This is a genomic window from Ferrovibrio sp. (assembly GCF_046297895.1).
GTDB lineage: Bacteria > Pseudomonadota > Alphaproteobacteria > Ferrovibrionales > Ferrovibrionaceae > Ferrovibrio.
On the sequence record NZ_JBKBHC010000006.1, the window covers coordinates 182,647 to 195,002 of the forward strand.

The 12,356-nt window shown below is 62.7% G+C and carries 11 protein-coding genes; 10 read left to right on the forward strand and 1 reads right to left on the reverse strand.

Translation table 11 applies throughout. From position 1 onward, the window contains the following. Nucleotide 1: 1 nt before the first annotated feature. The 3 genes from ACK4FK_RS11990 to ACK4FK_RS12000 all read left to right on the forward strand — a co-directional run bounded on the left by ACK4FK_RS11990 (nucleotide 2) and on the right by ACK4FK_RS12000 (nucleotide 4,022). Nucleotides 2-1,816 (forward strand): hypothetical protein, encoded by a 1,815-nt coding sequence (locus ACK4FK_RS11990; protein ID WP_409745193.1) that lies wholly within the window; start codon nucleotides 2-4, stop codon nucleotides 1,814-1,816. After that, nucleotides 1,813-2,502 carry an NnrU family protein gene (locus ACK4FK_RS11995; protein ID WP_409745194.1) on the forward strand — a complete coding sequence of 230 codons (690 nt, stop codon included), beginning with the start codon at nucleotides 1,813-1,815 and terminating at the stop codon, nucleotides 2,500-2,502. The genes ACK4FK_RS11990 and ACK4FK_RS11995 overlap by 4 nt, the downstream gene beginning before the upstream one ends. Before the next feature lie 65 nt (nucleotides 2,503-2,567). Beyond that, a complete protein-coding gene (locus tag ACK4FK_RS12000; RefSeq protein ID WP_409745195.1) occupies nucleotides 2,568-4,022 on the forward strand; it encodes a PLP-dependent aminotransferase family protein in 1,455 nt (484 codons plus the stop codon). Here the strand turns inward: ACK4FK_RS12000 and ACK4FK_RS12005 are convergent. Beyond that, on the reverse strand, nucleotides 3,995-4,672 hold the full coding sequence (locus ACK4FK_RS12005) for a pyridoxamine 5'-phosphate oxidase family protein (protein WP_409745196.1): 678 nt from the start codon (nucleotides 4,670-4,672) through the stop codon (nucleotides 3,995-3,997). The two genes, ACK4FK_RS12000 and ACK4FK_RS12005, sit on opposite strands and share 28 nt — an antisense overlap. 177 nt (nucleotides 4,673-4,849) lie before the next feature. On the opposite strand from ACK4FK_RS12005, the gene ACK4FK_RS12010 reads away from it, so the two are divergent. The 7 genes from ACK4FK_RS12010 (at nucleotide 4,850) to ACK4FK_RS12040 (ending at nucleotide 12,297) form a co-directional block, all read left to right on the forward strand. Beyond that, entirely contained in the window at nucleotides 4,850-5,503 is a 654-nt protein-coding gene (locus ACK4FK_RS12010) for a LysE family translocator (protein ID WP_409745197.1), read from the forward strand. Next, entirely contained in the window at nucleotides 5,500-6,456 is a 957-nt protein-coding gene (locus ACK4FK_RS12015; protein ID WP_409745198.1) for a succinylglutamate desuccinylase/aspartoacylase family protein, read from the forward strand. Before ACK4FK_RS12010 ends, ACK4FK_RS12015 begins: the two co-directional genes overlap by 4 nt. Nucleotides 6,457-6,658: 202 nt before the next feature. Further along, complete coding sequence (locus ACK4FK_RS12020; RefSeq protein ID WP_409745199.1) at nucleotides 6,659-8,278, forward strand: ABC transporter substrate-binding protein; 1,620 nt, start codon at nucleotides 6,659-6,661, stop codon at nucleotides 8,276-8,278. A 67-nt stretch (nucleotides 8,279-8,345) separates the two neighbouring features. Then, nucleotides 8,346-9,332, forward strand: a complete 987-nt coding sequence (locus tag ACK4FK_RS12025) for an ABC transporter permease (RefSeq protein ID WP_409745200.1) — start codon at nucleotides 8,346-8,348, stop codon at nucleotides 9,330-9,332. After that, on the forward strand, nucleotides 9,329-10,264 hold the full coding sequence (locus ACK4FK_RS12030) for an ABC transporter permease (RefSeq protein ID WP_409745201.1): 936 nt from the start codon (nucleotides 9,329-9,331) through the stop codon (nucleotides 10,262-10,264). Before ACK4FK_RS12025 ends, ACK4FK_RS12030 begins: the two co-directional genes overlap by 4 nt. A gap of 10 nt (nucleotides 10,265-10,274) precedes the next feature. Continuing rightward, nucleotides 10,275-11,255, forward strand: coding sequence for an ABC transporter ATP-binding protein (locus tag ACK4FK_RS12035; RefSeq protein ID WP_409745202.1), 981 nt, complete (start codon nucleotides 10,275-10,277; stop codon nucleotides 11,253-11,255). A 7-nt stretch (nucleotides 11,256-11,262) separates the two neighbouring features. Continuing rightward, nucleotides 11,263-12,297, forward strand: a complete 1,035-nt coding sequence (locus ACK4FK_RS12040) for an ABC transporter ATP-binding protein (RefSeq protein ID WP_409745203.1) — start codon at nucleotides 11,263-11,265, stop codon at nucleotides 12,295-12,297. Nucleotides 12,298-12,356: the final 59 nt, after the last annotated feature.

Genomic DNA, 12,356 nt, shown 5'->3' on the forward strand with positions numbered 1-12,356 from the left:
CATGGATGTTTTCAAGTCTGCGCAGCGGCTGGTCCTCGCGCTGCTGTTTTTTGCATTTTGGGCCATTGCCACGTCTGTGCCGCTGGCTGCCCGCCCCAGCGACCGTTTTTCTGCCCCTCATGCGCCGCACTCGGCGCCCGTTCCGGCCTTTCCGGACTTGCTGCGGCAGGCGGAGTCAGGCGCCGCCGAAGCCCAGTTCCAGGTCGGGCTGGCCTATCAACTCGGGCTGGGTGTGGCGCGGGATCTGGCTGTTGCCCGCCTGTGGTTCGAGCGGGCGGCGGGGCAGCAGCACCCGCGAGCCCTGGCCGGATTGGGGTTCCTGCGGCTGCTTGGCCAGGGCGGTCCCCAAGATCTGCCCGGTGCGGAAATGGCTTTGCGCCAGGCCGGCGAGGCCGGCGAAGCAGCCGCCTGGGCGAATCTGGCAGAGTTGATTCTGGAATACCGGCCAGCCGAGCGGTCGCAGGCCATCGCCTTCCTGGAACGCGCGGTTGCCGATGGAGCCGTAAATGCGCGCTATCGGCTGGGCCGCCTGCTGATTGAAGGCAGGGTGGTCGCTGCCGATGAAGCGCGAGGCATAGCCTTGCTCAACGAGGCTGCAGGCCAGAACCATCCTTATGCGGAGGCTTATCTGGCCTCGCTGATCCTGGAAGGTCACACGGCGGCCGGATCGCCACAACGCGGCTTGGAACTTGCGCAGCGCGCGGCGGAAAGCGGCCTGGCGGAGGGCAGTAACGAGCTTGGCCTGTATCACCTGCGCGGTTTGGCGACCCCACGCGATCCGGCCGCCGCCGCCGCCCGCTTCAGACAGGCCGGGGAGGAGGGCGACGGCAACGGGTGGTACAATCTGGCGCTGCTGCACGAAAGCGGCGTGCTGGGCCGCGCCGACGAGGTGGAAGCGCGCCGGGCAGCGATCCTGGCTGCCGAAGCGGGTAGCCTGCAGGGCGCCAATATGGCAGGCCGGATGCTTGTCCGCGGCGAGGGCGGGGGGCGGGATTATGCCGCTGCCCGCCCGTATCTGGAGCGGGCGGCCCAGGCCGGTCTGGGCGATGCCCAGAACTATCTCGGGCTGCTGCTGTTCAACGGATGGGATGGTCCTGCCGATCCCGCGGGCGCCATGGATTGGTGGGAAAAGGCCGTGGCCCAGGATCACCCCGGCGCAACCAACAACTACGCCACCTACCTGGCCAGCGGACAGGGCCGACCCGCCGATCCCGAGGGAGCCCGCGCGCTGATCCGCAAGCAGGCCGAAAAAGGTTATGGCCCGGCACAGTTCCGCCTGGGCCTCTGGCTGGAGCAGGGTTGGAGGGGAACGGCAAAGGACCTGTCGGCGGCGGTCGGGTGGTTCCGCAGGGCAGCAGAAAGCGGCCATGCCGGTGCAGCCTTCAAATATGCCAGTTATCTCGAGGCAGGCGAGGGCGTCGCTGAAAACGCGGCTGAGGCAAGGCGCTGGTATCGCATAGGCTCAGAACGGGGCAATCCCGACGCCCAGTTCCAGATGGCCCGCATCCTGTTTACGGGCGATGGCGTGCCTGCCGATCCGGCCGAGGCGGAAAGCTGGTTGCAGCGTTCTGCCCGGCAGGGCTATCCCCACGCCTTGATGATCCTGGGCGAGCAGCATTTTCGCGGCGATGGACGTCCGGCCGATCCGGCCCTGGCCTGGGCCTATCTGCGGCTGGCGGAAGAGGCCGGAATGTCCGAGGGTGCAGATGGCCGCCGTTTTGTCGAGAGCCGTCTCGGGCCGGCGCAGCGTGCAATGGCCATTGCACGGTTTCAGCAACTGGCCGGCCAGATCCGGCGGGAAAGAGAGGATGAATGACGGCACTGGTCCTGGCAGCCTTGGCTTGGCTTCTGCTGCATGTCGTCGTGGCCGGTCCGTTGCGGCCCGGCCTCATCGTGCGTATGGGGCTACCAACCTACCGTGGGTTGTTTTCAGCTTTAAGTGCCGCCGCACTTGCGGCTTTGATCTGGACCTATGGATCAGCCCCTTACATCGAGCTTTGGCCAACCACTTCTGCTCTGGCCGCGGTGCCGGTGGTCGTCATGCCCGTCGCCCTGCTGTTGCTGGTAGGCAGCTTGCGTGCGAGTAACCCGACCTCGGCCGGACCCGACATGCTGATGCGTGGCAGGAATGAAGAGCTGCCGGTGCGTGGGTTCACCAGGATCACCCGCCATCCCATGCTATGGGCCTTCACCCTCTGGGCCGGATCGCACATGATCGCCAATGGCGATGTCGCGACCATGATTCTGACCGGGGTCATACTGGTTACTTCGGTCAATGGCATGTTTTCGATCGATCGAAAACGAGCTGCTGAATTTGGCGATAAATGGCAAAGGTTTATCGATAAAACTTCAATCTTTCCTTTTGCTGCAGCCGCGGCGCAGCGTGTCACGCTGCGGTTCAGTGACATCGGTTGGATCAATATCATTGGTGCTGCAGCACTTTATGCGATCTTTTTGTGGGCACATGCAACCCTGTTTGGGGTGCCAGCCTATTACCCTTAGATACTTATAAATATTATTATATATCATGATATTAAATAAAATTTATTACATAAAGAATTAGATCAATGGCGCGCAGGGCGGCAGGACGTTTTGTCGGCTGGTTCCGGCCTGTGCGCAACACCGGCAGCGGGACGCTGCAGGATCAACTCTACACCGCCATCCGGCGGGCCGTATTGGGGGGTGAATTGGCGGCCGGCGAACGCCTGCCATCCAGCCGTGCCCTGGCGTCGGATCTGGGGCTGGGCCGCAACACCGTGGTGGCTGCCGTCGAGCGACTGACCGCCGAGGGCTATCTGACCAGCCGACGCGGAGCCGGTCTTTTCGTGGCCGCCGATCTGCCTGTCGAAGACCTTCGTCCGCCGGCGGATAGCCGACCGCCAATTCTGTCTCGCCGCTCGGCCGCAGCCCCCGATTTGCACGCGGAGCGCGAGCCGGCTTTGCTCCGTCCTTTCGCCCTCGGGACGGCGAGCCTGGACGCGTTTCCACTCGAATTGTGGCGCCGGCTGGCAGTCCAGACCCTCCGCCGGCGACCCGGCGATCTGCTTGGATACGGCGATCCGCGCGGTCTGCCCGCCCTGCGTCAGGCTTTGGCGACGTATCTGGCGGACAGCCGCGGCGTGGTGTGTTCGCCTGAAACCGTCATGATCGTGTCGGGGGCCCAGCAGGCGCTCGACCTGATTGCCCGGCTGCTGCTCGATCCAGGCGACGTGGCCGCGGTCGAGGATCCCGGCTATGCCGGCGCCCGGGATGCACTGGCCAGTGCTGGCGCCAGGTTGGTTCCGGTGGCGGTCGACAATCAGGGATTCGACCCCGCCATCCTCGCCGGATTAAGCCCGGCGCCCAAGCTGGCCATGTTGACGCCGTCGCACCAGTTCCCGCTTGGGATGACCTTGCCGGCCTCGCGCCGGCTGGCCCTGCTGGCCGAAGCACGGTCCCGCGGCATCTGGATCGTGGAAGACGATTACGATTGCGAATACCGCTATGGCGGTCCACCGCTGCAGGCCCTACAGGGCCTCGATGGTGGTGAGCGGGTGCTGTATGTCGGCACCTTCAGCAAGGTGCTGTTTCCCGGCCTGCGGCTGGGCTATGTCGTGCTGCCTGAGCCGCTTGTCGATGGGTTCCTGCGCCTGAAGACGGCAGCGGACGGTTTCGCGCCGGGCTGGCCGCAGGCCATCCTGGCTGAGTTTATTGCCCAGGGATACCTGGCTCAGCACATACGACGCATGCGGGTCCTGTATCGCCGACGCCGTTCTGCGTTGCTGACGGCGATTGAGCGTCATGCTGGTGATCTGCTGGTGCCACGCCTGTCGGAAGCGGGCCTGCACCTGACTGTCGAATTCCGCGATGGACGGGACGACAAAAAGGCCTCCAGGGCACTTCAAGAGGCAGGACTGACCGTTGGGCCATTGTCGCGGTATGCCGTGGCGCGTGGGCTGAGCGGCCTGCTGCTCGGCTTCGCGGCCTTTCCGGAAGCCGAGCTGGAAGCCGCAGTTCAGCGCCTGGTAAGTGTTTTGAGATAACCGGGCAGGGCGATACCGGCGGCCAGTTGCGGATCGGGTTCCGGCTTTTCGAAACCGGTCCTGAATGGCAATACGCCTGCCCAGGCCGGGATTGCCATGTCTTCGGCATCATCCTTAGGCGGCCCCCGGCGGATTTTTGCGCTGGCCTCATTGAGCGACAGGCGCAGCACCATGGTCGCCTTGAATTCCTGCTTGTTGGGACCGCGGATTTCGGCCCAGCGACCAGGCGCGAGCTTTTCGGTGAAAGCCTCCAGAGCCGCCATCTTGTGGGCGTCGGGCACCAGTTCGAACTGGCCGAAAGCCACCACCGAGCGGTAGTTCATCGAATGATGGAACGCCGAGCGGGCGAAGACGAGGCCATCCAGAAGGGTGACGGCGACGCAGGCCGGCACACCCCTGACCAGTGCCATGGCCATGCGGCTTTTGGTCGAACCATGCACATACAGGTAGTCACCTTCGCGCCAGTAGGCGGTAGGAATGACCACGGGCTGGCCGTCCTGGCTGAAGGCGATATGGCAGACATGGCCAGCATCCAGCACCGCATGCACGGTTTCGCGGTCGTAATGGCCGCGATCGGGCACGCGCTTGACGCGGCTACGGGTGCTGGGGGCGGCGGACTTGGCTGAAGGCAAACGGGGTATTGTCGGCATAGGACTGATATCTCCTTGGTGCCGCAGGGAATATCTCCTATCCGGTGCCATATTAAGCGCCAGATTGTGTAAATCTTATGGAGCCAGAAAGGAGCCTCGCTCGGTTTACCTGTTCTGCCCGTCATGCTACAGCGCGGAACCTCTTCCAGTCGGATCAGATTACGGAGCGCGGAAACGGTGTTGGACATCCTGCTGATGCTGGGCAAAGGCGCCCTTGCGGGGTTCATCATTGCCGCTCCAGTCGGGCCGGTCGGCGTGCTGTGTGTGCAGCGAACCTTGCATCAGGGGCGCCTTGCGGGTCTTTCGGCTGGACTGGGCGCTGCCTTGGCCGATGCCCTGTATGGCTGCATCGCGGCTTTTGGCCTGAGTCTGGTTTCGCGCTGGCTGCAGGATCACGAAACCCTGTTCCGTCTGGTCGGAGGTGCTTTTTTGCTGTTCATGGCCTGGCGCATGCTGCGGGCCGCCCTGCACCCATCGCGTGAAGTGGCGACGGCGCCGCTACATGGCAGTGACGGACCGGTCGCAGGCCTGGTCTCGACCTTCGTTCTGACGGCTACAAACCCGATCACCATAGTCGCGTTTCTGGGCATCTTCGCATTTTTTGGGATCGGCTCACTGGGCCTGTCGCACGCCATGGCCGCATGGCTTGTGCTTGGAGTATTTGCCGGTTCGTCGGTGTGGTGGTTGTCGCTGGCGGCGCTGGCCAGCGCCTTCCGCCGCCGGCTGGGCAATGACGGCCTGCGCTGGATCAACGGCCTGTCGGGCCTGATGATCCTGGGCTTTGGCCTTTATGGCATCGGCAGCGTCGTCTGGCTGAAAGGATTGCAATGACGGACCAGCATGCGGCCCTGCCGCCCATCGAACTGCTGCCCAAGGACATTTCGGCTTATCGCCAGGGGAATCGCGGCGTTGATTACGTCCACACATTCGATTCAGGCCAGCCGGGGCCGCATGTGATCGTCAACGCGCTCACCCACGGCAATGAATTCTGCGGCATGGTGGCGGTGACGCACTTGCTCGAGCAGGGCATCCGGCCGCTGCGCGGCAAACTGACCCTGGTTTTCGCCAATGTGGATGCCTATCACCGCTTCGATCCGGCCGAGCCTTTTGAATCACGGTTCGTTGACCGCGATTTCAACCGTGTATGGGATATCGACACGCTGGAAGGACCGGACGAGACGGTGGACGTGAAACGTGCCCGTGCCTTGCGTCACATCTACGCCGAGGCCGATGCACTGCTCGATATTCACTCGACCTCTTACGCCGTGCCGCCGATGCTGATTCACGAGCGCATGGCCAAGATCGAGCCCCTGACGCGCCATCTGCGCGCGCCGCTGTACCACGTCATGCTGCAGGGCGTGAAACATCCAGGGCGTCCGCTGATCCAGTATGGTGCGTTTGGCGACCCGCAGGCGATGCCGGTTGGACTTGTGGTCGAATGTGGCCAGCATTTTGCGCGTACGAGCGGTGACATTGCCATCGGTGTCACCATGCGCTTCCTGGACTTCTACGGCATGGTCCCGCCGTCTCTTGCAGCGCAGCATCCACCCGAGCCAGGAATGCCGAGACGCTACGAAATCATGGAAATTTTGGTGGCGAAAACCGAGCGTTTCCGCTTTGCCGCCCCCTTCATCGGCTTTGAGGAGCTGGCTGCGGGCACCTTGATCGCCATGGATGGCGATGAGGAGATTCGCGCACCTGAAGCGGGCTGCACGCTGATCATGCCCGCGCGCCGCATCATCAAGGGCAAGGATGTGGTGTCGCTGGCCCGGCGGCTGGACTGAACCATTACCTTTAAGGTTCGATGCCATGCCTTAAGGGCATGCAGCAGGCCATTTTTTTCGGCATGATGTTTTTACAGTCAGGTGTAGACGTATGCAGGTCGGCGGCCCTATGATCCGGCCAACCTGCTGCCCTGCAAGGCGGCATGACATAGCGGCCCGGCAAACGGGCAATATCTTCGTTCGGGAGAAGGACAAGGGGACAATGCAACGAGGCAAGTTCTTTAAGGCGACTTTGATCGCCGCAGTGGCCACCGTGGCGCTGCTTGGCGCGCAGCCGGGCTCGGCCAAGACTTTCAAGTGGGGCAACGACGGCGACGTCAGCTCGATGGATCCGTACGCTCGCAACGAGACCTTCTTGTTGACCTTCATGGCCAACATCTATGAGCCCGTGGTCCGGCGCGATCGCAACCTGAAGCTTGAGCCGGCGCTGGCGGTCAAGTGGGGCAACCCGAGCCCGACCCTGTGGCGCTTTGAACTGCGCCAGGGCGTGAAGTTCAGCGGCGGCGAGGCTTTCTCGGCCGATGACGTGGTGTTCTCCTACAACCGCGCGATGGGCAAGGGCTCGAATCTGGGTGGCAACTTCACCTCGGTGAAGGAAGTTCGCAAGGTCAGCGACTTCGTCGTCGAGATCGAAACCAAGTATCCGGATCCGTTGCTGGCCGACAAGCTGGCGCTGATCGGCATCATGTCCAAGGCCTGGGCCGAGAAGAACAACGCTCAGTTCGCCGCCGACATGACGAAGAACGAAGAGAACTTCGCCACCCGCAACTCGAACGGCACCGGCCCCTTCGTGGTCAAGGTTCGCGAGCCGGATGTGCGCACTGTTCTGGAGCCGAACAAGGGCTGGTGGGACAAGCCGGAGCATAACCTGACCGAGGTTATCTTCCAGCGTGTCGCCAACGACGCCACCCGCGTTGCCGCTCTGCTCTCCGGTGAGATCGACATGATCTACACCGTGCCCCCGCAGGACGTGGAGCGCATCCGCAAGACGGCCGGCCGTCGCATCATCGAGGGTCCGGAAACCCGCATCGTGTTCCTCGGCTTCAACCAGCAGCTCGACGAGCTGCCGGACTCGAACGTCAAGGGCAAGAACCCGTTCAAGGACAAGCGGGTGCGCGAGGCGTTCTATCGCGCCATCGACGTCGAGGCGATCAAGCGCACCGTCATGCGCGGCCAGTCGCGCCCCAGCGCCCTGATGGTGGGCCAGGGCCTGAATGGCTATGACAAGGACCTCGACGTGCGTCCGAAGTTCGATCCGGAGCTGTCGAAGAAGCTGTTGGCAGAAGCCGGCTATCCGAACGGCTTCGAGGTTGGCATGGACTGCCCGAACGATCGTTACGTCAACGACGAAGCGATCTGCCAGGCCTCAGTCGCCATGCTGGCCAAGGTCGGTATCAAGGTGAACCTGCTGGCCCAGACCCGTTCGAAGTACTTTGCGAAGATCCTTCGCACGGCGTCGGATATCGAGAAGTCGCCGAACACCAGCTTCTACATGTTGGGCTGGTCGCCCGCCGCGACTTATGACGTGCACAACGTCTTCGAGTCCCTGATCCAGAGTCCGAGCGCCCAGACCAAGAAGGGCCTGTTCAATGCTGGCGGCTATTCGAACGCCAAGTTCGATGAGCTATCCAACAAGGTCGAGCAGGAAACCGACGTCGCCAAGCGCAATGCGATGATCAAGGAAGCCACCAAGATCTATCTGGACGACTATGCCTATATCCCGCTGCATCAGCAGTTTGTGGTGTGGGCGTCGAAGGATAACATCGAACTGGTGCAGCCGGCGGACAACTACTTCCCGCTGCGCTTCGTCAAGGTCAAGTAAGACTGTCCTCTCATAACGGGCGGCCCGGGCTTTGTGCCTGGGCCGCGTCCGTTAGGGATTGCCCCCAATGATTGCTTTTATTGTTCGCCGCCTCGTACAGGCCGCGCTGGTGATGCTGGCGGTTGCCTTCATCGCTTTTGCGATGTTCAATTTCGTTGGTGATCCCGTCATCAATATGGTTGGCCAGGATACTCCGGTCGACGAGATCATCGAGCTCCGCAAAACCCTGGGCGTGGACGATCCGATGCCGATACGCTTCGGCCGATTCGTTGCCAATGCCGTGCAGGGCAAGTTCGGGCTGAGCTATCGGACGACCGAGCCGGTGGCCCGCATGATCACCGACCGCCTTCCCGCGACGCTGGAACTGAGCTTTGTGGCCATAATCATCGCGCTTGCGGTCGGCATACCGATGGGGGTCTTCTCCGGCCTCTATCCGCATCACTGGCTCAGCCGCGGCATGATGACCGTTTCTCTGATCGGCATTTCGCTGCCGACCTTCCTGATCGGCATCCTGCTGATCCTGATCTTTGCCGTCATGCTCGGCTGGCTGCCCAGTTTTGGTCGCGGCGATGTCGTCAAGCTGGGCTTCTGGAGCACAGGCTTTCTCACTGTTTCGGGCTGGAAGGCCGTCATCCTGCCGGCCGTAACGCTTGGCCTGTTCCAGATGACCCTGATCATGCGACTGGTGCGTTCGGAGATGCTGGAGGTGTTGCGCACGGATTACATCAAATTCGCCCGTGCGCGCGGCCTGACCAATCGTGCCGTCCATTTCGGCCATGCGTTGAAGAATACGCTGGTGCCTGTCATCACCATCACCGGCCTGCAACTCGGCTCGATCATCGCTTTTGCCATTATCACTGAGACTGTGTTCTCCTGGCCCGGCGTCGGTCTGCTGTTCCTGCAATCGGTGCAGGCCGTCGATATTCCCGTGATGTCGGCCTATCTGGTCATGATCGGCCTTCTGTTCGTGCTGATCAACCTGGCCGTCGACATCCTGTATTTCGTGGTGGACCCGCGGCTGCGCAGCCAGGGCGCCAAGGCAGGTGCGAAATGATGCTGCCAACCGCACGCGTCATCGAATTCTGGCGTAGCGCGGCCGACAGCGACATTTACTGGAGCTTCAAACGCTCCAAGCTGGTCATGCTGTCTGCCCTGATTGTGGTCGTCTTCTTCGTCGGAGCCTTTGGTGCCGGCTGGCTGGCGCCGCATAATCCCTTCGATCTGGCATCGCTGGAACTTTCGGATGCCTTCAAGCCACCAATATGGGAAGAGGGCGGCGATCCGAAATACATCCTCGGCACCGACGATCAGGGGCGCGATCTGCTGTCCACCATCATGTATGGCTCCCGCATTTCCCTGGTGGTTGGCTTCCTGTCAGTCATCTTCGCCATGGTCCTGGGTATCGGCCTGGGGTTGGTGGCCGGTTACATGGGTGGCGGCATCGATGCCTTCATCATGCGCGTCGCCGATGTTCAGCTTTCCTTTCCGGCCATCCTCATCGCCCTTTTGGTCGATGGTGTCACGCGTGGCATCCTGGGCGAGGCCCGGCATTCCGACTATGCCGAGGCCGTACTGGTCGTTGCCATCGGCCTGAGCTACTGGGTCCAGTATGCCCGCACGGTGCGTGGCTCGGTGCTGGTCGAAAAGAACAAGGAATACGTGCAGGCCGCCCGTGTGATCGGGCTACCCGGGCCATTGATCGCGATCCGCCACGTGCTGCCCAACGTGCTGGGCCCAGTGCTGGTGATCGCCACCATCAATCTGGCGCTGGCCATCATCACCGAGGCGACACTGAGTTTCCTCGGCGTCGGCTTGCCGCCGACCGAGCCGTCGCTCGGCACGTTGATTCGCATCGGCAATGATTTCCTGTTTTCCGGCGAATGGTGGATCACCATCTTTCCCGGTATAGCCCTGGCCGCCCTCGTGCTGTCGGTCAACCTCCTGGGCGACTGGCTGCGCGATGCCCTGAACCCCAAGTTGCGGTGAGGACCGCGTCATGACCAGTTCCAAGCTTCTCGAAGTCCGCAATCTCCGTGTCGAATTCCCCACCCGGCGCGGCACCCTCGTCGCCGTCGACGACATCTCGCTCGACATTTCAGCCGGCGAGGTGCTCGGCGTGGTTGGCGAGTCCGGTGCGGGCAAGTCGATGACTGGCGCGGCCATCATCGGCCTGCTCGAACCGCCAGGCCGCATTGCGGCCGGAGAAATCCGGCTGGAAGGGCGCCGCATCGACAATCTGCCCTATGCCGAGATGCGCAAGATTCGCGGTCGTCAGATCGGCGCGATCTTCCAGGATCCGCTCACTAGTCTGAATCCGCTCTATAGGGTGGGCGACCAGTTGGTCGAAACGATCCTGACCCATCTGCCGCTCAATCAGGCGCAGGCGCGCGACCGCGCGGTCAAGCTGCTCGAGGATGTCGGCATTCCTTCGGCCGCGGAACGCATCAATGCCTATCCGCACCAGTTTTCAGGTGGCATGCGCCAGCGCGTGGTGATCGCGCTCGCGCTGGCAGCCGAGCCGAAGCTGATCATCGCCGACGAACCGACCACCGCCCTGGACGTTTCGATCCAGGCGCAGATCATCCAGTTGCTCAAACGTCTCTGCCGCGAACACGGCACAGCGGTGATGCTGGTGACGCATGACATGGGCGTGATCGCCGAAACCGCCGATCGCGTGGCGGTGATGTATGCCGGCCGCATCGCCGAGATCGGCCCGGTCCAGGATGTGATCAAGCGACCCCATCATCCCTACACGGTCGGTCTGATGGGCGCGATCCCCTCCATGGCCCATAAGGTCGAACGCCTGACCCAGATCGACGGTTCGATGCCGCGACTGAATGCGATTCCCAAGGGTTGCGCCTTCAATCCACGTTGCCCCAGGGCCTTCGATAAATGCTACCATGACCGTCCGGAGCCGATGCCTACCGGCAGCAGCCTTGCGGCCTGCTGGCTGGTGAAGGAGCCGGCCCATGCCTGAGACGCCCATGTCCGATAAAAAGTCCCTGCCTATGCTGTCGGTGAAAACACTGCGCAAGATGTTCGACGTGTCGGCGCCCTGGCTCAACCGGATTCTGGAAGGCAAGGGCAGGAGCCTCGTGCGCGCCGTCGATGGCGTCAGTTTCGAGATCAACAAAGGCGAGACGTTCAGCCTGGTGGGCGAATCGGGTTGTGGCAAGTCCACGGTGGCGCGCCTGATCGTCGGCCTGTACGAACCGAATGGCGGTTCGATCAATTTCGAGGGCGTCGAGCTGGCAACGGCGGCTGATCGCGCACGGCATGCGGATATCCAGGGGCGCATGCAGATGATCTTCCAGGATCCCTATGCGTCGCTGAATCCGCGCTGGCGCGTGGGCGACATCATCGCCGAGCCGATCCGCTTCCGTGGCCTGGTGAAAGACAAGGCGGGCATCGACAGGCGGGTGGGCGAACTGCTCGCGCAGGTCGGCCTGTCGCCGGCGGATGCCAAGAAGTACCCGCATGAATTCTCCGGTGGCCAGCGCCAGCGCATTTCGATTGCCCGTGCCCTTGCCGGCGAGCCGGAATTTCTGGTCTGCGACGAACCCACTTCGGCACTCGATGTCTCGGTGCAGGCGCAGATTCTGAACCTGATGAAGGATCTGCAGCGCAGGCTGGGCCTGACCTACCTGTTCATCAGTCACAACCTCGCCGTGGTCTACCATGTGTCCGACAAGGTTGGCGTGATGTATCTGGGGCGTCTGGTCGAGTGGGCTGATACGCAGACGTTGTTCACGCGACCGCTGCACCCCTATACCCGCATGCTGCTGGATGCGATCCCCGATCTTGACATGACCGGCCGGGCCCGGACCCCTGTGGCCGGCGAAGTCCCCAGCCCGCTCAATCCGCCGCCCGGCTGCAGCTTCCACCCGCGCTGCCCCCTTGCCAATGAGCGCTGCAGGCGCGAGGTACCGAAGAGCATTCCCGTCGAGGGCGGCGCCGTCGCGTGCCATGCGGTGGAGGAGAAGCGGCTGCCGCCCTGGAAGGCTCAAGCCGCCGCCTGACCCACCCCATCTGCCGGTGGCGATGTATGGCCGCGCTTGTAACGACGCGGCTGCATGCC